Origin of the sequence: Acinetobacter sp. C32I, assembly GCF_023702715.1 — a bacterium.
Taxonomy (GTDB): Bacteria; Pseudomonadota; Gammaproteobacteria; order Pseudomonadales; family Moraxellaceae; genus Acinetobacter.
This window is the reverse complement of the sequence record NZ_CP098480.1, coordinates 1,584,964-1,609,313: the sequence shown is the minus strand read 5'-3', so window position 1 is coordinate 1,609,313 and position 24,350 is coordinate 1,584,964. Positions and strand designations below refer to the sequence as shown.

Genomic DNA, 24,350 nt, shown 5'->3' with positions numbered 1-24,350 from the left:
TTATGCTATTTCAGGAATAAAAAAAGCCTTCCGAAGAAGGCTTTTTGAGCTTGAATTGGTTTATTCAGCTTTTTCTCGAGCAATGGCACGGTAACCGATGTCACTACGGTATTGCATCCCCGTAAATGTGACTTGACCACAAACTTCTAAGGCATTGATTTGCGCTTCAAGCACAGTATCACCCAGTGCAGTCACACAAAGTACGCGACCACCAGCAGTAATGACATGACCATCTGCGCTCATTGCCGTACCTGCATGGAAAATCTTGGTGTCTTCTGGAGATTGACCAAGACCTGAAATCACATCGCCTTTGCGAACCGTTTCAGGATAACCGCCAGCGGCCAGCACGATACCAATCGATTTACGTTCATCCCATTCTGCTTCGCTTGGTAAATTACCTGCGATACCTGCTTCAACTAACTCGACCAAAGATGATTTTAAACGCATCATAATCGGTTGGGTTTCAGGGTCACCAAAACGACAGTTGAACTCGATCACACGCGGTTGACCTTGCTCATCAATCATCAAACCAGCGTATAAGAAGCCAGTATAAACATGACCATCTGCTGCCATACCATCAACAGTCGGGCGCATCACTTCATTCATGACACGTTCAAATACTTCGGCAGTTACGACTGGGGCAGGAGAGTAAGCGCCCATACCACCTGTATTTGGACCTTGATCACCTTCAAAGATACGCTTGTGATCTTGTGAAGTTGCCATTGGTAAGATGTTATTACCATCAATCATACAGATAAAGCTTGCTTCTTCACCTGCAAGGAATTGTTCGATTACAACACGCGAACCTGCATCGCCAAATTTATTGCCTGCAAGCATATCGTCAATCGCAGCAAAGGCTTCTTCGTTGGTCATTGCCACGATCACGCCTTTACCTGCAGCTAGACCATCTGCTTTAATTACGATTGGCGCACCGTGTTGTTCAACATAGGCTTTAGCCGCATCAACTTCAGTAAATACATCATAAAAAGCTGTCGGAATGTTATGACGCTTTAAGAAGTGCTTGGCAAATGCTTTAGAGCCTTCAAGCTGTGCAGCATACTGGGTTGGTCCCCAGATTTTTAAGCCTGCTTCACGTGCTGCATCCACCACACCATTCACTAATGGTGCTTCTGGACCTACAATGACCAAAGCAACATCATTTGCCTTGGCAAATTCAATAATCGCTGGATTGTCTAAAATATCGAGGTCAATATTTTTACATTTGTCTTCAGTTGCTGTCCCTGCATTACCCGGTGCAACGAATACTTGAGTGACTTTTGCATCTTGTGCGATTTTCCATGCAAGTGCATGTTCACGGCCACCGCTACCCAAAACTAAAATATTCATTATTAAGTTATTTCCTTTTTCCGTATTTAAGAATATACCTGTTCAGAATAAAAAAGTCCCTCTTAACCTCTCCCTTGCGGAACTACCATCGTTCCTCATCTCCTAAGAGGAGAGGGAACCCATATTGATATTGGTGTAGTCTCCCTCCTTTTAGGAGGGAGATTTAGAGGGAGGTAAATAAGACGGAATTTTTAAAGTAGTATTAGTGACGGAAGTGGCGCATACCTGTGAATACCATCGCGATACCCGCTTCATCCGCTGCTGCAATGGTTTCTTCGTCGCGCATTGAACCGCCAGGTTGGATAATACATTTAATACCAGCCTTAGCCGCATTATCAATACCATCACGGAATGGGAAGAATGCATCAGATGCCATTACCGCACCTTCAACCACTAAGCCAGCATGTTCCGCTTTAATGGCTGCAATACGTGCTGAGTTGACGCGGCTCATTTGACCTGCACCGACACCAATGGTTTGACGGTTTTTGGCATAAACGATTGCATTTGATTTCACATATTTCGCAACTTTCCAAGCAAAGATCAAATCATCAATTTCTTGCTCAGTTGGTGCGCGCTTGGTCACAACTTTAAGATCATCTTTGGTGATCATGCCCAAGTCTTGGTCTTGAACCAATAAACCGCCGTTTACGCGTTTATAGTCAAGTTGTGCTGCACGTGCATCAATTGCTGGAAGTTCACCACAGACCAGCACACGGACATTCTTTTTCGCGCCTGTGATTTCAAGCACGCCATCGGCGATGCTTGGTGCAATAATCACTTCAACAAATTGGCGATCTACAATCGCTTGTGCAGTTGCAGTGTCCAATTCACGGTTGAATGCAATGATGCCACCGAAAGCTGATTCAGGATCAGTTGCATAAGCAAGATCATAAGCTGCCTTGATACCATCCAATGAAACCGCAACACCACAAGGGTTAGCATGTTTCACAATGACACAAGCAGGCTTTGCAAATGATTTCACACATTCAAGTGCCGCATCTGTATCTGCAATATTGTTATAAGAAAGCTCTTTACCTTGTAATTGCTTCGCAGTTGAAACCGACGCTTCTTTGGCATTGGCTTCTACATAGAATGCTGCATTTTGGTGTGGGTTTTCACCATAACGTAAATCTTGTGCTTTATTCAGTTGGGTATTGAAGGTACGCGGGAATAAATCAGCTTCGCCTTCAGTTTTGCCAACACGTGCACCTAAATAAGATGCGATCATGCCATCGTATTGTGCTGTATGCTCAAATGCTTTTACTGCCAAGTCAAAACGTGTTTCATAAGACAAGCCAGCATTGGCTTTTAATTCAGTGATAACTGAATCATAGTCTGATGCATTTACGATAATACCGACTGAAGCATGGTTCTTTGCTGCAGCACGAACCATAGTCGGGCCACCGATGTCGATATTCTCAATCGCATCTGCAAGAGAACAGTTTGGTTTTGCGACAGTTGCTGCAAATGGATACAGATTCACAATCACCAGATCAATCGGATCGATGTTGTGTTCTTGCATCACCGCTTCGTCCAGACCACGACGCGCTAAGATGCCTCCATGAATTTTAGGATGTAGTGTTTTTACACGACCATCCATCATTTCAGGAAAACCTGTATGTTCAGAAACTTCTACTACGGCGATATTGTTGTCTTTAAGCAACTTATATGTACCGCCCGTAGATAAAATTTCTACCCCTAGAGCTGCAAGATTTTGAGCAAATTCAACGATTCCAGTTTTGTCGGAAACAGAGATTAAAGCACGTTTGATAGTCATGATTTTAGTCAACAGTTTGAAGTCTACAGATTGAAAATAAAAGGCAAAAAAAATGCCCACGAGAACGTGAGCATTTTATCAATTATTCACTCATTAAACCGTGAGCTTTTAACTTTTTGCGTAAAGTTCCGCGGTTAAGGCCTAAAATCTCAGCGGCACGTGTTTGATTGCCGCGAGTATATTCTAAGACCACAGATAAAAGAGGTTTCTCCATTTCTGCTAAAACCATGTCATAAACTTGAGATGGTTGCTCACCTTGCAATTGTGCAAAATAATGACGAACTGCGCGATCTACATGGATGCGAAGAGCGACATCAGATTGAGCCGTAAAAATAGGAGATTTGCTATTCATGCGTTTTAATCCGAAAAATCAAAATATCACTTGGGTAAAGTAATATAAATGTGGTCTAAATTACTGAGTCCTGTTTTAGATCCTAAAACAGTGACTCTAAAACAAAAGGACTATTAGCTTGCCACAAATCCTCGAATTGTGTAAAAAATAAGCGTAACAATAGTTAAATATTTGTTACCGCCTACTTTTAAAAACAAAAAAACCAACAATGCGCTTATGGGATAGAAGCACAGTTCGTTTAACGATTTTATTGTCTGTAAATTACGAGGAGTAAGTAGGTCAAAGCATTCGTGGCGCGTATCATACCACTGTCAGCGAAAAAGTGAGCAAATTAACTGCACTTTTTTTTGTTTTTTTGTCACTTTTTTGATCTTTTAGGGCTGTACAAATTCTAAACTATAGTCATTGAAGCTATTTTTGCTTTTAGGAAGGCTAAATTCAAAGCGAAATGGACTGTTTGATGGAATGCGTTGAATCGTTTTCAAACTGTCAACCAAATAGTCTTGTGGTTTAAGTAGTACATTAAAAACGGCTTCATCATTTTGTTTGAGGACGACCTTAATCGTAGGAAGTACCACACTATTCTCATGATGATTTAAAAGTACGCCCGAAAAAACAGTGGTGTCTTTTTCTCCACGCTTAATTTTTACTTTTTCAAAGCTGAGATATTGGTATTGCTCATTACTGGTTTTGCACGAAAAAATGCCACAGGCATAATTAAACATTTGATTGAGAGCAGGGCTTTCGTGCATTAGTTTAGGGTTGAACCACAAAATCTGAAAAGCAAATACTAAAATCAAAGCGATATTGCCAACACCCCACAAAGTGTAATACATCCAACCATGTTGTTTCTCATTATTCTCATGGTCGATCAGTAAGGTATCTTCAGACAGATTTAAATTGGGGAGGGCGGTAACCGGTTCGGTATTGAAATAATTGAGGTTGTTGAGATAGGTCAATAAATCAATATTTGAGTTTTCAATTTTCTGGTCAAAGATGCTCAAAATCTGCATTTGTTTTTCAGCAAATGAGCTGTCAGGTTGAATTGAAGAAAAAAGTGAGCGATTGACAGGTGTCGGGATTGCTTCACTGTCTGTTTCTAATAAGTTGGTTAATGCATTAAAGTTAATGACACATTTTGGACAACAAACCATACCCTGTGCAACACTGAGTTGTGAAAGGGTCACTTTGTACACAGTTGAACATTTAGGGCAGCGGGTTTGTTTTTCACTCATAAGTAACAATGTTCTCAAATTGTTGTTTTACGTTTTCCTGAAATGCGACACCAGTTTTCTTCACGCTTTTCGATCTCTAATATATCAAAAAACTGTGAGTAAACACTAGAAACATCAGCAACTTGCTCTTCGATTACACCAGCAAGTGCGAACTCGCCCTCATTTTTTATTAAAGTTGAGAATTCAGGCGCAAGTGCCATTAATGGTGCCGCTAAAATATTGGCGACAAGGACATCTGCTTGTTGTGGTTTAAATTCTTGATCAAACTCTTCGGGTAATCCTACAGAAAGACGATCCAGTACACCATTTAATTCTGCATTTTGTTTTGTCGCAAGTACTGCTTGTGGGTCAATATCAGTCGCATAAACTTTTTTAGCGCCGAGTAATAAAGCCGCAACACCCAAGATGCCTGAACCACAACCATAGTCGATCACGACTTTGTCTTTCACATCAGTTTTACCTAACCATTGTAGGCATAAGAAAGTGCTGGCATGGTTGCCTGTACCAAAAGCAAGACCTGGATCAAGTTTGATATTGGTTGCATCAGCCTCAGGTGGTTCTAACCATTCTGGTACGATCCAGTATTTTTCACCAATTTGAATCGGTTCATAATAATCCATCCATGCACGCTCCCACACTTGGTTTTCCAAGTATTCATGGCGCATTGGTACATCAGGAAGTTGTACTTTAAGGAAAGCCTCTAAAGTATCGACATCAATTGGGTCATCTTCTTCTTGTTGATAAATCCCTGTGACGATAACTTTATTCCAAAGTGGGGTTTCACCAGGTAATGGCTCAAGTAAGGCTTGGTCTTCAGCATCATCTAAAGTTACGCTCACCGCGCCTAATGACAGGAGTAATGTTTCGGTCAGTTCGACTTGGTTTTGATCAACAGTAATATGAATTTGTAGCCAGTTCACAGGAAAACCTAAATAAATGTATTTGTGCTTATTGTAATAGATTCATGCTTGTTAAAGGGATTATAAAGTAGACAGATTACAATTTTAAGATGAAATATTTTGTCCTTATACAATCTATTATATTGTTTTTATATAAAAGAAGGCCAAATTAGGCCTTCTTTTATATCATTTATGCATTAAGGTGCAGTTTGTTCAACATCAGGTGCCACAGGCGGTGCTGGCGCAACTGGAGGAGCTTCCATCGGTGCGTTATTAGAGTCTACAGGTGCACCACTGACTGGACGAGGCTCTGATTGAGTAACAGATAGGCGACTTTGAGTCTCAACGGCAGCATTAGATGCTGGTGTTGGTGGTTGGAAGGCTAACTTACCAGCTTCATTTGGCTCACATGAACCATTGAAAACAACGCCTTTAAATGCAAATGAAACTGGATCACCTTGTTTTTTGCCTTTACAGACCTGTTGATATTTTTTGGCCTGTTGGTCTTGGCTTGCTTTGGTGTCTGCATGTGCAGCTACGCTAAAACATAAGCTACAAAGAAGAGATGAAAATAAAAGCTTTGTGTTCATATCATTGTCCTAAAGTATTTTTTATACACTTTTTAGGATAAGAAACTGAGCAGATAAAACAGTGGTTTTCAAGTTAATAGTGATGAATCGCTGTGTGCAGTCTAAGAGGAAAATGCAACATAAGGTTTCTTTTTGTATGTTCTGTAGCCAGAACAGGGACTTGCAATCCGCAACAATCTTGACTGTTTTTGCCAATTTAATGCAAAACTCCTGTATAATGCTCTGTCATTTTTTGAATACACATTTACCACTATGCACTATCCTAAAGTTTACGACGTTATCGTAATTGGCGGCGGTCACGCTGGTACGGAAGCAGCACTAGCTGCGGCACGTATGGGAAGACAAACATTATTGTTAACGCATAACATTGAAACTTTGGGACAGATGAGCTGTAACCCAGCGATTGGTGGTATTGGTAAATCACATCTTGTCCGCGAGATCGATGCGCTTGGTGGTGCAATGGCACTTGCAGCGGATAAAGGTGGTATTCAATTCCGTATTTTAAACTCTCGTAAAGGTGCGGCTGTGCGTGCAACACGTGCGCAAGCGGACCGTGTACGTTATAAAGCAGCAATTCGCGATACTTTAGAAAATCAAGCGAATCTGGATATTTTCCAGCAAGCTGCAGACGACTTAATTGTTGAAGGCGATACCGTTAAAGGTGTTGTGACCCAAATGGGCATCCGTTTTGATACCAAGACGGTGGTATTGACGACAGGGACTTTCTTGGGTGGGGTGATCCACGTCGGTCTACAAAATTCAAGTGGTGGTCGTGCAGGTGATCCACCCTCGATTGCTTTAGCGCATCGTCTACGTGAACTTAAATTACCCGTTGGGCGTTTAAAGACGGGTACTCCACCACGTATTGATGCACGCACAGTAGATTTTTCTGTCATGACGCCGCAACCGGGTGATTTTCCATCTCCAGTGATGTCATTCATGGGGGATGTGTCAATGCATCCTGAGCAAGTCAATTGTTATATCACGCATACCAGTGAAAAAACTCATGAAATTATTCGTGGCGGTTTAGATCGTTCACCAATGTATACTGGTGTGATCGAAGGTGTTGGTCCACGTTATTGCCCATCAATCGAAGATAAGATCCATCGTTTTGCCGATAAAGATTCACATCAAGTGTTCTTGGAGCCTGAAGGCCTAGATACCCATGAACTGTATCCAAACGGCATTTCGACTTCATTGCCATTTGATGTGCAGTTTAATTTGGTTCGTTCGATCCGTGGTATGGAAAATGCGCATATTTTGCGTCCGGGCTATGCGATTGAATATGACTATTTCAATCCACAAGCATTGAAATTTACACTTGAAACCAAAGCGATTCAAAATCTGTACTTTGCTGGTCAAATCAACGGTACTACAGGTTATGAAGAGGCGGGTGCACAGGGCTTGCTTGCAGGCTTAAATGCTGCACGCCGTGCGTGGGAACAAGAAGAGTGGACACCAAAACGTGATCAAGCTTATATGGGCGTTTTGGTTGATGACTTGATTACACTCGGTACCAAAGAACCGTATCGTATGTTTACTTCACGTGCGGAATACCGTTTGATGTTACGTGAAGATAATGCCGATCAGCGTTTAACATCAATTGGTCGTGAACTTGGTTTAGTTGACGATGAGCGTTGGGCTGCATATAGCGAAAAAATGGAAGCGGTTGAGCGTGAAACTTCTCGTTTACAACATTTGTGGGCTGCGCCAAATAACCCAATGGGTAAAAAATTCGTTGAAATGACGGGTGCAGATCTCAGTAAAGAATGTAGTGCGATCGATTTACTGAAACGTCCAAATATCAATTTTAGCCAAATTGCTGAATTAACAGGTTCAGAAGTGTCTGAGCATGTGGGTGAGCAGATCGAAATCGCGGTGAAATACGAAGGCTATATTAATCGTCAGCATGAAGATGTTGCACAATTAAAACGTCTTGAAGAAACCCGAATTCCTGCTGATTTTGAATATGAGGGTATTTCGGGTTTGTCACGTGAGATCACATTAAAGTTAAACACGGTTCGCCCTGAAACATTAGCACAAGCAAGTCGTATCCCTGGGGTAACACCAGCTGCGGTACAGTTGCTGATGATTACGATCCGTAAAAACAATATGGCGAAGAAGTCAGCGTAATTATTGTTGGCTCAATCAAAATTGATGTGAAAAACACCCTTTTAATAAGGGTGTTTTTTCTTGTGTATGGCCCGATAGGTGGTATTTGAGTGTAGGAGATGGTTGAATGAACAATTGGATAATTTTATTCATTGCGATTACTGCGGAAGTGATTGCAACCTCTGCCTTAAAAAGTAGTGAAGGTTTTACCAAACCAGTTGCTTCTATCGTGGTTGTAGTGGGTTATGTGATTGCATTTTATTGCTTGTCTCTAACCTTAAAAACGATTCCTGTAGGCGTTGCTTATGCGATTTGGTCTGGCGTTGGAATTGTTTTGATTACCACCGTAGCTTGGTTTGTATTTGACCAAAAACTGGATATTTGGGGAATCATTGGGATTGTCTTGATTATGAGTGGGGTATTGATTCTCAATTTACTGTCTAAAACCAGCTCGCATTAACTTTGTCACAATAAAACCGAGTCATGCATAACTCGGTTTGAATTAATCTTCTACTTCAACGTATTTATAACGCGACCTCAATCCCTTGGCGTAAATTCTGCTGATCAAATTGCGTATTGGCATCAATTTGGGCATAGGCTTTTGGTAAGAGGCGGCGTGCTACGCGATTCACTCTTTTTTCCAGCCACTTCGGCATGTTGATTGCCAATGGATTGGTTTCCGTGACCGATACATTGGTCATGACTCGCGTTCCCATAATGTAATCAAACCATGGCTTCGTCACACACCAATTCGCATTTTGATTGCTAGTCATGTGATGATCATAATGCCAAGGAATCCGTTTTTTAGCGAACTCTGGATCGAGGTGTGATTTGGCATGTACTTTCCAATAATTCCAAATGCCATAGTACAAGCCCGCGGTAAAGAAGGGTGCAACCGGTAGAAAAATGGTGGATGCAGCAGCTAGGCCGATGAGTGCCGATTTTTCATTGTACATCTCAGAATTTTTAAACATCGACTCCGCATAGCCTTCATCATGAAAGCCATTTAAGCGAGCACGTTTATGATGCGCAATATGGGTAAAGAACGGACTGTTTCTATTTTTGCTTGGAAATTCGTGTAACCAGACTTTGTGGAAATACCACTCCATACCATTTGCGACAAAAACGCCTACTGGAAAACCGATCATGCTTGGATTACCTCGTTTAACATAGATCGGATTTTAAAAAGAGAAGAGTAAAAAGTTTTGACTGATCTGACAGTTTTAAGCTGCCTATCCAATCAATTTAAGTCTGTTTACGTTGTCGATATGCGCTTGGGGTCTCACCAGTCCAGCGTTTAAATGCTCTGGAAAATGCTGAGGGTTCAGAAAAACCAGTCAGATAAACAATCTGGTCGATGCTTTCTTCGGTTTGAGAAAGTAAGCGACGAGCAAGACGTTCACGATAATGGGCAATGACTTTTTCATAGCTGGTATTTAATAGTTGTAAATCTGCTCTTAAGCTACGAGCGCTACGTCCTAAATATTCGGCAATGATGTTCTGGTCAAACTCTCCAGACTCTAATAAACCATTGGCCAAGATTTTTTCGATTTCGTTTATAAGTTGATGTTTGTTTAATAGCTCAATTTGTGATGCAGCATGATGTTCATGTACTTTTAACAGTTCAGGTTCATGAGCAGCAGAAGGCGTCGCTAATTGTGCTGAATCAAAGCAAATATAGCCATTATCTTGCCCGAGTTTGACAGGACAGCCCCAGATTTTCTGGTATTCCTCTTGATCCGCTCCGTCTAGATATGGCAGGCCAATTTCAGTCGGCGTAAAAGTTCCGTCACTAATATATTTAAAGAAATTAAGCAAAATACCAATCGCACATTCCAAATAGTGTCGAACAGGATGATTGAGCCCTGAAATCATCACTCTATGTTCATTTATCATTTCTAAGTTAAATGACATGGCATCAGTGAGTAAGGCCTGATATCGAATGGTTCGTTTGAGACCTTCACCAAATGTTGCACTACTGAGAAAAAGATATTCAATCACTTGTCCACGAAAGGGTGGAACATTGTGCCCAATATGTAAACCAATATCGGGATCATCACTAATTTGTTGTGCGGCTTGCCAAAAGCGTTGCTGTGTGGCGTTGTCACGACGGACAAACTTATCAGGTGGCTGATCGGGTAAATGAACACAAGCAAAGATGGCAGCGGCATCTAAATTCATCTTTTGCATGGTTTGATAAACCATCCATAAAAAGATGCCTGCATCACTGGTTTTTTTTGAAGTCATAAAACAGGGAAAATACGAGTTTTAAAACAATATACGCTGTTATTTTTAAGATAGAAATGGATTGCAACTCAATCAAAAGGGGGAAGGTACTTATACGCTGATAAGTACCTTAGTCAAAAGGCTTATTCAGTCACTTCAACGGTCACGCTGTAAGTATAAGATTGTGCGATGGGTGGTTTTGTGTTGTCAGTATTCGCTTCAGGATACGCTGTGGTAATGAGATAAATACCTGCTTCATTGAATTTTACTTCAACTTCACCTTTTGCGTTAGTTTTGACATGCGGTTGATCACGTTTTGCATTGGGTTGGTAGCTGCTGGCACCTTTAAACACATCAACTTCTAAATTTGGCACTGGTTTACCATCCATTAAAACTTGTGCTTTAAAGGATTCACCTGCAAATAACTCATTTGGATGAGTGAGGAACTTCAATTCGAAACCTTTGTTGCTCACAGCAGGCACAGCACTTGGTTTACCTTTAGTGATAAAGCTTTCAGCAATATAGGTGTTGATGGTTTGAGCAGTTTTTGCATTTGCAGGAATTTGGTCTTCAGCAATAAAACGAGGTGGCTGATTTGCTGGTGCTTGAGGCGCTTTTTGCTCTGCATTATTACCTTGTGGTGGCATCGGGTTTGCATTAGCAGGGCGTTGAGGGCGAACACGTAACCAACGACCATCAATCAATGCATATTTGGTTGGGTTGCCTGTCGCATTTTGCGTACGAAGACGATAGGTGCCATCCGTGGTTAAATTGACTTCAGCGATATTGAATTTTTTTAATTCTGCGGCTGCTTTAATAGTTTCAGTTTTTCCTTCTGGCGTTGTGACCTGATAATCTGTTTTAAAGTTACGGTTTGGAACAAAGAATTTTTCTACAGTAATTCCACTTTGAAAGCTGACGTTATCTGCTTTGCTGTCAAATACTTCTGGCAATAAAAAAGGGCTTGCCGTGTGAGCAAAACTGAATGTTGGTAATGCAGAGAATAAGGCAACAGTAAGTAGATGACGCATGAAGAATTCCTTAAAAGAGAAATAAACAAAAATGCAAAAGAATTGCTACAATCTACTTGATAACGAGTATCAGTTGCAATATTATTTCGATAAATTTTTAATCGTTTTTATGCCATTGGGCAGACAAAGATTAAGAAGCTTTTTATCTCCCAAATGCGTGTCGCAAATGAATCAAATGTTTTTGATTTTATTCAGAATAAAATCATTTCATTTTCATGTTCTTTTGGCTGTAATTCATGTGAGAGGCCGAGCGATTGACTGTGCATAAAGTCAGTAGGTTGGCCGAGTTAAATCTTAGAAAATGGAAGCTTAACGATGTCATCAACGCAACAAATTTTTCGCCCCGTTCAACTCATATTTCGTTTATCTCCGTTGATGGCAGCCATTGCTGTATTTATGTCTCCAGTCACGATAGTTCAGGCCAATGAAACTACTGTAAAAGATGCTCAGACATTACAAGCACCTATTCAAACACCAAGTTATAGCTTTCATCAAGATCATATTTTAGGAACGTCTTTGGATGTGGTTGTGACCACTGCACATCAAAAAGATGCAGAAAAGGCATTACAGGCCATTCAGAATGAAGTGGCACGTTTGGATAAGATTTTATCGGTATGGCGTGATGACAGTGAAATCAGTCAACTCAATCGTGAACAACAGATCGAAGCCTCCTCTGAACTGTATGAGGTAATTGCTGCGTGTGAACAATGGCGTAGTGCGAGCTGTGGTGGTTTTGATGCACGTTTAGGCCAGTTGATGCAGTTATGGGAACAAAGTCATCAGGTACACAATCTGGATGATCAAACCCAAGAAGCTTTATTAAGCCAATTAAAAACTCAAAGTATTGAGCTAAATCCGAAAACCAAACAGATTAAACTCGATTCAGCCATTAAAATCGCACCTGATGCCTATGCCAAAGGCTATGTCATTGATCGTGCCTTAATTGCAGCTAAACAAGCTGTACCACATTTACAGGGGATTTTGATCGATATTGGTGGTGATATGCGGGTGTGGGGTCAATCACCACAACAAGCGGGCTGGAAAATTGGTATTCAGAATCCAAATGAACGCTTTGATAATGCCGCCCCAACACAGGTTTTAAATATTAAAGACCAAGCTGTTGCTTTTAGTGGACAAGGTTATCGTTCATTGGCAGGCCAATCGCATTTGCTTAATCCGCAAACAGGTATGCCAATTCAAACCGTAGAGCAATGTGTCGTCGTAGGACAATGCGCTGCAGATGCGGATGCTTTGGCAACGGCTTTAACCGCAATGTCGCCTCAGGAAGGCATGCAGCTGATTGAACAATTGGTTGGTTTTGAAGCGCAATTGGTGGCGACTGATGGCAGTCGTTATCAAAGCTCAGGTTGGTCTACACTTTTAGATGCCAATCAACCTGCGATCATGCGACATGTGGCAGCTAATGGTGCAGCAACCGCTTGGCCTAAAGGTTATCAGGCACAAGTTGAAGTGAATATTCCTAAGCTCGCTGTTGATAATTATCGCGCGCCTTATGTTTCAGTATGGGTGACGGATAGCGATAAAAAATTAGTGCGTACCCTTGCGGTTTGGGGTAAAGATGAGAAATGGATCAATTCAAATTATGTCTGGTGGCGCCGTTATGGTCGTCAAATGCCAAACTTGGATGCGGTGGCTAAGCCATCACGCCAACCAGGACAGTACCGTTTAGCTTGGGATGGTAAAGATGAAGCTGGTAAAGCTGTCGATGCAGGTAAATATTTAATCCATATTGAAACCTCTCGTGAGCATGGTGATCATTCATACCAAAGTTTTGAATTAGAAGTCGGGCCAAAAGCGGTAACAAAAACACTTCCTGCACAGGCAGAAATTGGTACGCTGAAACTAAACTTCCAACGTGGTGCTTAATTAAAAGCCCTACTTATTGACGAGGCTTATCTCTTGTATCAACGTCGTGATTTTTACCGCCATGCACGCTATGTGCATGGCTGGCTCTCTGCCTTTGCTTTCATTGTACTGATTTTTTTTGCTGCAACAGGATTGCTACTCAATAACCCAGATTGGTTTAAATCATCCAATGATGAGCAAATCGTAAAACTCACTTTACCAACTGCTTTTGTGAGTGCTATCCAAAAACAAGAGAATCCAACTCCGGCGATTCTAGATTTTGTTCGAGACAAGCAGCCGTTGATTGGGCGTTATAAAAGCAGTGAAGTCATGGATGGGGAGGTGATGATTCGTTTAGAGAGTCCTGCGGGTTCAACAGATCTCTGGGTATTGATGGATGAAGGTCAAGTCGAAATTACCCAAAAACCAGCAAGCACTGTTTCATTACTCAATGATTTACATCGCGGTAAAAATGTCGGTGCAACATGGCATTGGCTCATTGATATCAGTGCTATCATCATCATTTTATTGTCCTTGGCGGGCTATATCTTATTTTTAACCATTAAAACCCGTTTAATTACGCATTTGCTGCTCACAGCAGGCAGTTTAGCGGCAATTATTTTACTCATTTGGTTTGCCATCTAAGGTGACATCATGACTCAGGCTGTGCTGATCGTTATTGCTATATTGGCAATATTATTGAGTCTGCATCTTTTTGTGATTGTGTGGCTATATTGGCAGCAAAGAAATTCAAAATCACTGCTGCAATCGCATCCTGCTTATTTGGTGGTCTATGCCAGCCAGTCTGGACATGCCGAAATCTGGGCCAGACACACCGCTGAGCAATTACGTTTAGTTGATGATCAGATTGCGGTCAGAAATATTCAAGATCTAAGTCTCCATGATTTAAGCGAGCAACAACGGATTCTATGGGTGGTCAGTACCTATGGTGAAGGGGATGCGCCTGATAGTGCACAATCCTTTATCAATAAAGCTTTTACTCAAGGCCTAGATTTATCCCATCTATCTTTTGCAATCTTGGCATTGGGAGATCGGCGCTATGCTCACTTCTGTCAGTTTGGGCAGCGACTGGAACAATGGTTAGTTCGACAACAGGCGCAGGCTTTATTTAATACGGTTTTAGTAGATCAAATGAATAGCCGCGATTTAGAACAATGGTTGAATGGGTTAGAGCAGCTAACTTCAATGCAGTTCAGTGATTTAACCCATTCTGAACAGAGGCTGCAATTAAAGTTTGCGCATCGGCAGTGCTTAAATAAAGGTAGTATCGGTGAACCCATTTATAAAGTTCAATTGATTGGTGATGAGGACTTGGTTTGGTCATCAGGTGATATTTTAGAGATTCAATGCGAAAACAATTTGGATGATGTTGAGGCATTTTTGCAATCACAGCAACAGCCCATCAATGCTAAGTTGATCGCTCAATTAAGCACGCTGAATTTAAGAAAATTACCGAGCAAAGCAGAGCAGTCTTTTCAGCAATGGTTAACACAATTTGAGCGCTTACCTAAGCGTGAGTATTCGATTGCCAGCTTGGCTGAAAACGGCTTTATTGAATTGGTGGTCAGACAGCAACGTACGGCAACAGGTTTAGGCTTGGGTTCGGGCTGGTTGACACAAGGCTTGCAGCAAGACCAAATCTTACAAGCTCATATTCGTCATAATCCAAGTTTTCATTTGCCGCATGATGCACGACCTTTGATCTTGATTGGTAATGGTACCGGGATTGCGGGTTTGCTGACACATCTACGTCAGAGAGAGCATTGGGGTTATAAACAAAACTGGCTGATTTTTGGTGAACGACAGCAGCAATTTGATCATCTTTATCAGACGGAAATTCATTATTGGCAACAGCATGGTTTTCTTGATCAAGTTGACTATGCATTTTCCCGTGATCAAGCCGAAAAAATCTATGTACAAGATTGTTTAAAAGCACAATCCACTCGATTACAGACTTGGGTTGCACAGGGCGCAGCAATTTATGTCTGTGGTAGCCTTAAGGGTATGGCGGGTGGCGTTGATCATGCCTTAAAAGAGATTTTAGGTCTTGATTTGCTGGAGCAGCTTAAACAACAACAGCGTTATCAACGTGATGTGTATTAATCGGATTCAGCTAGAACCAGTGCTTTAATCTTGCTGGCTTTTTCAAAATGATCCAAACGATGCTCCATAATCCACCATTCAGCAGCCTCCATGAGAAGTTCAGGATCATCATTTTTATTGGCAAAGAAAGCATAAAATGAAAGTCCGACATTGTTGCCTTTCTTGGCCATTTTTTCATCGCAGATATGAACGATCTTCGCTTTTAATTCGGTTTTCATCTTGTTTTTAAGTGGTTAATCAGAATTTGGTGCCGATCATAGCATCCTCAACCTAAGTGATTGTCATCATTTAGTTTTAATATTTGTTTTGAAATTAAAAAAGTCAGCTTGAGCTAAGCTGACTTTCGGTACTTCAATCATTTCGAAGCGATAGAAAATTAGAATTTTTTCTCAAGACTAAATTGTAATGAAGGAATGCTTTCATTGGTTCTCGCCTGATATAAGCTGCCATCTGTTTGGTTGGTGAGGCGTTCCTTATAATGGGTACTCAAGACGTTATTCAGGTTTAGACTCGCTGCCCAGCCATGACTAAAGCGTTTGGTTGCGCTCAAATCTAAGCTAAAACGTTCATTGGTGGTGCGATCATAGGGTTGACCATCTAAGGCACGGGTAAATTCAGGCGTGTAACTGACGTTTACACTGGTCGAGAGTTGCCAAGGCTTATAGCTATAGGATAAGCCCGCACTGGTATTATAAGGCGCAACATCACTGGCTAAGCGTTCACGGTGTTGCCCATCTTCAATTTTAGCGCGAACTGTTGATAGCTGCCCATTGAGCATAAATGAATGACCAGCTTCAGTTTGTTTGAGTGCATAGCGTCCAGACAACTCAACACCATAGGTGGTCGCTTGATCTTGGTTTTGTGGACGCTCCACATAACGTGTGCCTTCAAGTTCGATGACTTTCTCGATGTAATCTTTAATTTCACGATGATACGCCGTGACACTCACACCACCACTCGCAGAATCATAGGCAAGGGTGGATTCAGCTGCACGGATTTTTTCTGGTTTTAGATTTGGATTGCCGCCACGATCAGGATTATTCAAGCTACCTGCATCACTATCTGTAGAGACAGTCACATTCGGAATCAGCCGATCGGTATTAGGACTCTTAAAAGCTTGGCTCAAGTTAGTTTGAATTGACCATTGCTCAGTGAGATCAAAACGATAAGCCAAAACTGGACTTAAATGTTGATCTTGATAATCAACCAAGCCTGAACGATTCAGCCATTCCTGACGCGCACCTAAAGTCACTGTTTGGCGGTCTGTAAAACGCCAGCTACCCTCACCATAAACAGCATAACGTTGCTCATCCAGACTTTTGCTGACATTGCTATCGAGTTCATTACTGCGAGTATCAAAACCAAATTTAATTTGACGGTCTTTATCTAATTTACGAACCCCATCATAGGCAAGTCCGTACTCATTTACCGTTTCATCAGTATAAATTGTATTTTGTGGCGAGCGCGTGAGCTGGGTTTCCGTCTGACGTTCAACAGACAAGCGGATTTTATCACTCAGGTCTTTGTCTTTACGCTCATAACGCGTGTTTAAGCGAATACTATCGTTCTTGTCATCTTGAGTCTGATTAGATGAATAGCCATCCATTTTAATATTGCGATAGAACAATTCTGCAATCAACTTTTGTTGATCATCTAGATCGTATTGCAAACGCGGCGAAAACATCTGCATGGTGCGGTTTACGGTACGGAGTTGTTCTCGTGTTCCCGTTGCTGTTTCAGTTTTGCTGATCGAGGTGTTGTCCATCCACATTTGATTGGCTGAAACGCTATATGACCACTGGTTTTCACGGCCATCTGCTTGAATGTTGATTTGCTTGCGTTCAGATTGTTGTTCACCACTATCACGTAAGCCATAGCCAAATTTCACTGAGCCATTTAAAAGGGTATCCAGAGGTTCTTTTAAAATAATATTGATTACTGCTGAGGATGCAACAGAAGCTTGGGCAACACTTGGTTGTTTAACCACTTCAATACGTTCAATCATTTCAGGTGTAATGGTATCAATAACCGACATACCACCACGCGGGCCACCTTGCACGGGCTCGCCATTGACCAAAAATGTGGGTGCGCCGCCACCACGGAAACGCATGCCTGAAGCACCACCACCGCCGCGTGGACCTTGGCCAAAAGCAGGGATTTGAAAACCAGCAGCGCGTCGTAAAGCATCCATCACAGACTGGTCGCCATATTGCAGCATTTCTTCTTGGGTAATGATGGTTTTAGGTACAGCACTAATATCATCATCTTTTACTTTTTTGGGTTCGGCCGAAGCCTTGAATGAGAGAGTAGGCAAAACCTGAGGACTTGACTCGGACGCTGCGGGTGTAGAACTCTCGGTAGCTGGTTCGGCAGCACATATTGAAGTACTTATACTGAGCAATGCTGAGCTAAGCACACTGAGTTTTCCACAATAAACAGCATTTTTCATTCTAGACCCCAAAAAAATGATCAAATTATTTTCTGTGTAGCCTAATGTACAATTGTGTAGAAAAATGGAATTTATTCCTAAGAACTCAAAGATTTAAAAATTATTTTTGGGATTGTCTTTGAGGATGAAAATGAAGCATAAATTTTAAATGCATAACAAATGGCCTATTGGGTTAAAAATTAATGCAAAAAATGATGAAAATGAGAATTATTTTTATTAAAATTGTAGCGTTTTTTAATTTTTAATCTTTTTTTAATTTTTGTCTGAGTTTTTTTGAGAAATTTTATGCGTTCTTTACCTTTAAATATGCAGCACAAGCCTATTTTCAAATTTAGCTTGTTAAGCATGATGCTGTTGCAAGCACAGTATGCTTTTGCCAATGAGGCAGCGGCTCCAACAGCAGTGATGCCGACCATTAAAATTGAGGCAATGAGTGAGCTTGATCCAATCAAAAGTTATATTGATTATGATCAGGCAAGCGTGACGCGTAATGGTCTCAAGAAAAAAGACATCCCGCAGACCATCGATACCATTGATGTGCAAAAATATAAAATTTACGGGGCAAATGACCTGAGTGTCATGCTACAGGGGACACCTGGTGTATCAACCAGTTATGACATGCGTGGCGATGGGATTAATTTAAGGGGATTCAATGCAGATACGGGCGATATTTATCGTGATGGTATTCGTGAAAGCGGTCAGGTTCGCCGTAGTACAGCAAATATTGAACGCATTGAAATCTTAAAAGGGCCTGCATCTGTCCTCTATGGCCGTAGTTCGGGTGGGGGTGTAATCAATATGGTGAGTAAATTCGCCAACTTTGATTCAAAAAGCTCGGTGGGTATCTATGGTGGTTCATATGATAACTATGGAACAACAATGGATTTCAACCAAGTGCTCACAGATAACGTTGCTGTACGTTTAACTGGAGAATATGGGGAGTCTGATAGTTTCCGTTCAGGCATTGAAAATAAAATTGAAATGCTTTCACCAAGTTTTACCTATAAAAATGATGAGGGTTTAACTTGGACCATGCAATATACCTACGATAAATTGCATCGTGTGCCAGATCGTGGACCATCTTATACAGCGCTTCCAAAGGGAACCTCGATTAAAACAGGTTTTGCCCAAGAGGGAGACTATGTTAATGATGTTTTACAAGTTGCTCGTTCTGACCTGAATTATGAGTTTGCGCCCAATTGGAATTTTCATTGGGCACTAAGTTATCGACAAGCAGAGCAAAACTTTGATCACTTTTATGCAGGCGGGTTGTGTACGACAGAAAGTACAACAGTAACAAATGCTGGTACATGCAAAGGCCATGTCGGAGAGATCTCACAAATTTATTACTGGCAAAAAACAGATAATAAAACCACCAGTAATACTTTTGATATCCGTGGTGAGTTTGATACAGGCAGTATTAAACATAATTTATTGGTTGGTGCAGACTGGACTTATGAGCAGCGTGAACCGCTTTTAGCTAATAAGAAAGATGGTGGTGCTATCTATGGTTATGTCAATCCGTTAACAGGCGAGCGCAGCAGTTCTAGAGGTTCGGGAAACTTAATATTGAATACACACAACTATAACCAAGGTGAAGGTTATGGCGTATTTATCCAAGACCTCATTAGTTTTAATGATTATTTTAAAGTGATGTTGGGCGGACGTTATGATTATTATCAATCGGAAACAACCAATCGTTTAAAGCCAAGTGACGCTCTGGATTATCATCGTAGTATTGATGGTGAAAGCTTTAGCCCGAATATCGGTTTTATTTGGCAACCTGTAGAAAGCCAGAGTATTTATGCCTCTTATAGCAAAAGCTTTGCACCATTTGGTGGGCGAGTGGGGGTAAGTGTTGTTTCAGCAAATACAGATGTAGATACATTTGATGCTAAACCACAATACAACGAGCAATACGAAGTTGGTATAAAAAGTGATTGGCTAAATGATCGTTTAAATACCCAGCTTTCTGTATTTGACATTCGCAAGAACAATATCCGTTACCAGCCAAACCCAGATGAGCCAGAAAAATGGGCTGTTGGTGCACAGCATCAGTCTAAAGGGGTTGAGTTTAGTTTTATTGGCCGAGCTTTGGATAATTTATTTGTTCGTGGTGGTTATAGCTATATGGACACAGAGGTTTCTAAAGATCCTAAGCCACAAAATGTTGGGAAAGAATTAAACAATACACCTCGTCATACAGGTAATCTCTTTGTTCGTTATCTGCCAACCGATAAGATTTATGGTGAAGTAGGGGCAACGTATGTCGGTGATGCTAAAATTTATCCAAACGGGAACTTAGATAGAGAACCAACTGACTTTGCTGGTTTTACTCGATTAGATGCTGCGATTGGTTATAGTGCTGATCCTTGGAATATTACTTTCGCTGTCAATAATGTGACCAATAAAGAATATTGGCGTTCAGAATCAATGCCAGGTACACCACGCAACTTCTTGGTGCGTTTGAACTACCAGTTCTAATCTAAGCTTGTTATTGTGACTTTAAGCACTTTTGTCTAGGCGAAAGTGCTTTCTTATTTTTTAGCTGCTGAAAATGAACAGTTTTTTGCTATAAAGATATAAATTACATCTATCTTATTGAATTATATAAAATGTCATTGCTTAAAAAAGTGGAATATTCTAATATTTGATTGAGTAAAAATTAAGCAAAAAAATTATGAAAATAACTATATAATTGTGATGTAGTTATCATTTGTGATTTTAATATGCGTTTTTGTTCTCGTTTCCCTTCTTTTTTGTTAGCATTAAAGAAAACTTTATAATAGAGATAATAATAATGAAGATTAAAATTGCGATCGCCTTGAGCTTTTTGGTGTTCATTTTGGGTTATGTTGCTTATGTCGATGCCCAAACCAAGAAACGCCAAGAACTGCTGAAAATTGTTCAAGATGCTGAAAGTAGCTTGAATACAATACAACATAACCCCCATACGCATTTATCCTCATATCAGCGTACGCATTAGTTTTGGTGGGGAATATGAGAGCATTGTTAGCTCAATGATCCGAGATTGGGCATGAAATGCGCTTTTTTTGTATTGTGATACTCAAGTTTTGAGTAGAATCTGTTAAAATATTTACCATTAAATAAAAAGCTGCATTTTGAGATGCGGCTTTTTACGTTTTGATATCGGAATCGAATCTATACATATCCTCTGCGTAGCAAGTGCAAAACTGGCATATAGATTGCTTTGAGCCTTGTATACCTTTTTGTGTACATTCAAAAAAGATTGCAAACACAAACGTATAGATTTCACATTCTACGATCTTAGATTTCAACAGGTGCTATGTTATGACAACGCCTAATGCTTCGGCTGGTTTGCTAGAACGCTTATTTAAATTGAGCGAGAACAAAACCAACTTTAGAACAGAAGTTCTAGCAGGTGTAACTACATTCTTGACGATGTGTTACATCATCATTGTAAACCCACTCATTCTTTCAGAAACTGGCATGGATCACGGTGCTGTGTTTGTTGCGACCTGCTTGGCTGCAGCAATTGGGTGTTTGGTCATGGGGATTATTGCGAACTACCCAATCGCACTTGCACCTGGGATGGGTTTAAATGCTTATTTTACCTATTCCGTCTGTTTAGGCATGGGCGTGCCTTGGCAAACTGCACTTGCTGCAGTTTTTGTCTCAGGTTTGGTTTTCCTTGCAATCAGCTTCTTTAAAATTCGTGAAGCGATTGTCAATGCGATTCCGATGTCACTGAAGTTTGCAATTGGCGGTGGTATTGGCTTATTCCTTGCCCTCATTGCGCTTAAAAATGCAGGCATTATTGTTGATAATCCAGCGACTTTAGTGGGTCTAGGTGATATCAAACAACCAACAGTCTTATTGGCCTTATTTGGCTTCTTGATGATTGTGGTTTTACATCAGTTTAAAGTACGTGGTGCGATCATCCTCAGTATTTTGGTGGTGACTGCCATTGCAACCGCAATGGGCTTAAATGAGTTTAAGGGCGTTGTTGGTCAAGTTCCTTCTCTAGCACCGACATTCATGCAAATGGACTTTGAGGGGCTATTTACTGCCAGTATGGTCGGGGTGATTTTCGTTTTCTTTATTGTCGATTTATTTGACAGTACTGGAACCTTGGTGGGTGTATCGCATCGTGCAGGTTTGTTGCAAGATGGTAAATTGCCACGTTTAAAGAAGGCTTTATTTGCTGACTCAACTGCAATTGTTGCAGGCGCTGCTTTGGGGACTTCTTCAACAACACCATATATTGAATCTGCTTCGGGTGTTGCAGCAGGTGGGCGTACGGGTCTAACTGCAGTCGTTGTTGCATTCTTGTTTATTGGTTGCTTGTTCTTGGCCCCATTGGCCCAATCTGTTCCAGGCTTTGCAACTGCACCTGCATTATTGTTTATTGGTGTGTTGATGATCCAAGGGATCACGCATATCGATTGGGATGATATCACTGAAGCTGTTCCTGCCTTTTTAACCATTGTGTTTATGCCATTTACCTACTCAATTGCAGATGGTATCGCGATGGGCTTTATCAGCTATGCGTTGGTTAAGTTGCTGACAGGTAAGGCAAAAACAGTTCCTTATATGGTCTGGATTATTGCAGCACTGTGGGTATTCAAGTTTGTTGCATTTGGCGGCTAAGCAAATTCTTTTATCATTTTCTTCTTGAGTTGTATGTGTTTGCAGCTCATTGTGAAGAGAGCCTAAAAGGGCGTTATTTCGATAACACCCTTTTTTCTTTAGACATGGAGTTATTATGAATCAAATCGAGCTGATTCGTGCTTTACCCAAAGCCGAATTGCATGTGCATATTGAAGGGACTTTTGAACCAGAACTGATGTTTGCAATTGCACAGCGTAATCAGATTCAGATTCCTTATCAATCTGTGGAAGAAGTCAAGCAAGCGTATAACTTCCATAATCTTCAATCATTCCTTGATATCTATTATGCAGGCGCGAACGTGCTGGTGCATGAACAAGATTTTTATGACCTTGCTTGGGCATATTTTGAAAAATGTGCTGAAGACCGTGTGGTACATACCGAAATGTTCTTTGACCCACAAACGCATACTGAGCGTGGGGTTGAGTTTGCAACCGTGTTGGCTGGTTTAAAACGTGCTTGTGCAGATGCAAAAGAAAAGTTGGGGATCAGTTCTCAGTTGATCATGTGTTTCTTACGCCATTTAAGCGAAGAAAAAGCATTTGAAACGCTTGAGCAAGCATTGCCATTTAAAAATGACATTATCGCGATTGGCTTGGATTCAAGTGAAGTTGGACATCCTCCTGCAAAATTTGAGCGTGTTTTTGCTAAAGCACGTGAAGCAGGCTTCTTGATTGTGGCGCATGCAGGTGAAGAAGGTCCACCAGCATATATCTGGGAAGCGCTAGATTTGCTGAAAGTGAATCGTATTGACCATGGTGTGCGCTCAGAAGAAGACGAGGTTCTGATGACGCGTTTAATCGCTGAAAAAATGCCATTAACAGTTTGTCCTTTGAGTAATTTAAAACTCTGTGTTGTTAATGATATGGCTGATCACAATATCCGTCGTTTATTACAGAAGGGCGTGCATGTTACTGTAAACTCGGATGATCCTTCATATTTCGGTGGTTATATGAATGACAACTTTGTTGCGATTCAGCAGGCTCTGGATTTAAGCAATGATGAATTAAAACAATTGGCAATTAATTCATTTGAAGCGTCATTTATTTCTGAGCAAGAAAAACAGAAATGGATTGCTGAAGTGAAAAAGATCTAAATAAAAAAACCGCCTCAGGCGGTTTTTTTATGTCTAAAGATTTACTTAGGTTGGCGCAACATGCTGAGCAAGACATTGTCTTTATCGATCAAGTGATGTTTGATTGCAGCTAAGGCATGTCCTGCAACCAATAAGCCTGCAAACCATGAGAGATAAATATGAATTGGTTTAACAATCGCTAGTAAGTCAGGATTGTCCTGGACTAAACGTGGAATTTCGAATAAGTATAAAACAGGTGCAGGGTGTCCAGCACTCCAGCTAAATAAACAGCCTGTGATTGGTAGTGCAAGCAGCATTAAATACAGCAGGAAATGTCCAACATGTGCCAAAGTTTTCATCAGCGGTGACATAGTGTCTGGCAATTGAGGGGCAGGGTGGGTATAGCGCCAAAAGATGCGAATCACAACCAAGAAAATGATGGTGGTCGCGATATTCTTATGTAGCGTAATCACATTGCCCTTAAAGCTTCCATCAACCTCATAGCTGAGGAAGTTGCCACTATAGAAACCAATCAACCAGGCAGCAATGAAGATCGCAGCCATGAGCCAATGAATAACTTGTGCCGTACGCGTGTAATATTGTGCTGAGGTTGACAT

At 41.1% G+C, this 24,350-nt stretch carries 21 protein-coding genes; 9 read left to right on the top strand and 12 right to left on the bottom strand.

Going from position 1 to position 24,350, the window contains the following annotated elements:
* Positions 1 to 60 precede the first annotated feature (60 nt).
* From purD to NDN13_RS07810, 6 genes are all read right to left on the bottom strand, one after another.
* Positions 61 to 1,347: a phosphoribosylamine--glycine ligase gene (gene purD / locus NDN13_RS07835; RefSeq protein ID WP_251117831.1), complete on the bottom strand. Its 1,287-nt coding sequence runs from the start codon at positions 1,345 to 1,347 to the stop codon at positions 61 to 63.
* A 202-nt stretch (positions 1,348 to 1,549) separates the two neighbouring features.
* Positions 1,550 to 3,124 (bottom strand): bifunctional phosphoribosylaminoimidazolecarboxamide formyltransferase/IMP cyclohydrolase, encoded by a 1,575-nt coding sequence (purH, locus tag NDN13_RS07830; protein WP_251117830.1) that lies wholly within the window; start codon positions 3,122 to 3,124, stop codon positions 1,550 to 1,552.
* An 82-nt stretch (positions 3,125 to 3,206) separates the two neighbouring features.
* Positions 3,207 to 3,476 (bottom strand): DNA-binding transcriptional regulator Fis, encoded by a 270-nt coding sequence (gene fis, locus NDN13_RS07825; RefSeq protein ID WP_001086304.1) that lies wholly within the window; start codon positions 3,474 to 3,476, stop codon positions 3,207 to 3,209.
* Between the two features lie 374 nt (positions 3,477 to 3,850).
* A complete protein-coding gene (locus NDN13_RS07820) occupies positions 3,851 to 4,711 on the bottom strand; it encodes a DUF3426 domain-containing protein (RefSeq protein ID WP_251117829.1) in 861 nt (286 codons plus the stop codon).
* 14 nt (positions 4,712 to 4,725) lie between these two features.
* Positions 4,726 to 5,631: a 50S ribosomal protein L11 methyltransferase gene (gene prmA, locus NDN13_RS07815; RefSeq protein ID WP_251117828.1), complete on the bottom strand. Its 906-nt coding sequence runs from the start codon at positions 5,629 to 5,631 to the stop codon at positions 4,726 to 4,728.
* 176 nt (positions 5,632 to 5,807) lie between these two features.
* Complete coding sequence (locus NDN13_RS07810; protein WP_251117827.1) at positions 5,808 to 6,200, bottom strand: hypothetical protein; 393 nt, start codon at positions 6,198 to 6,200, stop codon at positions 5,808 to 5,810.
* A gap of 252 nt (positions 6,201 to 6,452) precedes the next feature.
* Here NDN13_RS07810 and mnmG point away from each other — a divergent pair, with 252 nt between their 5' ends.
* Entirely contained in the window at positions 6,453 to 8,333 is a 1,881-nt protein-coding gene (gene mnmG / locus NDN13_RS07805; protein ID WP_251117826.1) for a tRNA uridine-5-carboxymethylaminomethyl(34) synthesis enzyme MnmG, read from the top strand.
* A 106-nt stretch (positions 8,334 to 8,439) separates the two neighbouring features.
* On the top strand, positions 8,440 to 8,772 hold the full coding sequence (locus NDN13_RS07800) for a DMT family transporter (protein WP_005204777.1): 333 nt from the start codon (positions 8,440 to 8,442) through the stop codon (positions 8,770 to 8,772).
* A gap of 64 nt (positions 8,773 to 8,836) precedes the next feature.
* Here NDN13_RS07800 and NDN13_RS07795 read toward each other — a convergent pair whose 3' ends face one another.
* The 3 genes from NDN13_RS07795 to NDN13_RS07785 all read right to left on the bottom strand — a co-directional run bounded on the left by NDN13_RS07795 (position 8,837) and on the right by NDN13_RS07785 (position 11,569).
* Complete coding sequence (locus NDN13_RS07795; protein ID WP_251117825.1) at positions 8,837 to 9,460, bottom strand: hypothetical protein; 624 nt, start codon at positions 9,458 to 9,460, stop codon at positions 8,837 to 8,839.
* Positions 9,461 to 9,557: 97 nt separating this feature from the next.
* Positions 9,558 to 10,559 carry an AraC family transcriptional regulator gene (locus tag NDN13_RS07790; protein WP_251117824.1) on the bottom strand — a complete coding sequence of 334 codons (1,002 nt, stop codon included), beginning with the start codon at positions 10,557 to 10,559 and terminating at the stop codon, positions 9,558 to 9,560.
* A 122-nt stretch (positions 10,560 to 10,681) separates the two neighbouring features.
* Positions 10,682 to 11,569 carry a DUF4198 domain-containing protein gene (locus tag NDN13_RS07785; protein ID WP_251117823.1) on the bottom strand — a complete coding sequence of 296 codons (888 nt, stop codon included), beginning with the start codon at positions 11,567 to 11,569 and terminating at the stop codon, positions 10,682 to 10,684.
* Between the two features lie 315 nt (positions 11,570 to 11,884).
* Here NDN13_RS07785 and NDN13_RS07780 point away from each other — a divergent pair, with 315 nt between their 5' ends.
* From NDN13_RS07780 to NDN13_RS07770, 3 genes are read left to right on the top strand one after another with little or no spacing between them, the layout of a single operon-like run.
* The gene (locus NDN13_RS07780) at positions 11,885 to 13,456 is read left to right on the top strand and encodes a DUF2271 domain-containing protein (protein WP_251117822.1); all 1,572 of its coding nucleotides are present in this window, start codon (positions 11,885 to 11,887) and stop codon (positions 13,454 to 13,456) included.
* Positions 13,457 to 13,489: 33 nt separating this feature from the next.
* A complete protein-coding gene (locus tag NDN13_RS07775) occupies positions 13,490 to 14,080 on the top strand; it encodes a PepSY-associated TM helix domain-containing protein (protein ID WP_251117821.1) in 591 nt (196 codons plus the stop codon).
* A 9-nt stretch (positions 14,081 to 14,089) separates the two neighbouring features.
* Positions 14,090 to 15,559: a sulfite reductase subunit alpha gene (locus NDN13_RS07770; RefSeq protein WP_251117820.1), complete on the top strand. Its 1,470-nt coding sequence runs from the start codon at positions 14,090 to 14,092 to the stop codon at positions 15,557 to 15,559.
* On the opposite strand, the gene NDN13_RS07765 is transcribed toward NDN13_RS07770, so the two are convergent.
* Complete coding sequence (locus NDN13_RS07765) at positions 15,556 to 15,777, bottom strand: DUF6500 family protein (protein ID WP_005322146.1); 222 nt, start codon at positions 15,775 to 15,777, stop codon at positions 15,556 to 15,558. The two genes, NDN13_RS07770 and NDN13_RS07765, sit on opposite strands and share 4 nt — an antisense overlap.
* A 158-nt stretch (positions 15,778 to 15,935) precedes the next feature.
* Complete coding sequence (locus tag NDN13_RS07760; protein WP_251117819.1) at positions 15,936 to 18,008, bottom strand: TonB-dependent receptor plug domain-containing protein; 2,073 nt, start codon at positions 18,006 to 18,008, stop codon at positions 15,936 to 15,938.
* A 285-nt stretch (positions 18,009 to 18,293) separates the two neighbouring features.
* Between NDN13_RS07760 and NDN13_RS07755 the strand changes: the two genes are divergently transcribed.
* The 4 genes from NDN13_RS07755 (at position 18,294) to NDN13_RS07740 (ending at position 23,754) form a co-directional block, all read left to right on the top strand.
* Positions 18,294 to 20,492, top strand: a complete 2,199-nt coding sequence (locus NDN13_RS07755; RefSeq protein WP_251117818.1) for a TonB-dependent receptor — start codon at positions 18,294 to 18,296, stop codon at positions 20,490 to 20,492.
* A gap of 316 nt (positions 20,493 to 20,808) precedes the next feature.
* Complete coding sequence (locus NDN13_RS07750) at positions 20,809 to 20,994, top strand: hypothetical protein (RefSeq protein WP_005322149.1); 186 nt, start codon at positions 20,809 to 20,811, stop codon at positions 20,992 to 20,994.
* Positions 20,995 to 21,320: 326 nt separating this feature from the next.
* Complete coding sequence (locus NDN13_RS07745; protein ID WP_004805960.1) at positions 21,321 to 22,640, top strand: NCS2 family permease; 1,320 nt, start codon at positions 21,321 to 21,323, stop codon at positions 22,638 to 22,640.
* Between the two features lie 115 nt (positions 22,641 to 22,755).
* Complete coding sequence (locus NDN13_RS07740; RefSeq protein ID WP_251117817.1) at positions 22,756 to 23,754, top strand: adenosine deaminase; 999 nt, start codon at positions 22,756 to 22,758, stop codon at positions 23,752 to 23,754.
* A gap of 41 nt (positions 23,755 to 23,795) precedes the next feature.
* Here NDN13_RS07740 and NDN13_RS07735 read toward each other — a convergent pair whose 3' ends face one another.
* Complete coding sequence (locus tag NDN13_RS07735; RefSeq protein WP_251117816.1) at positions 23,796 to 24,350, bottom strand: cytochrome b; 555 nt, start codon at positions 24,348 to 24,350, stop codon at positions 23,796 to 23,798.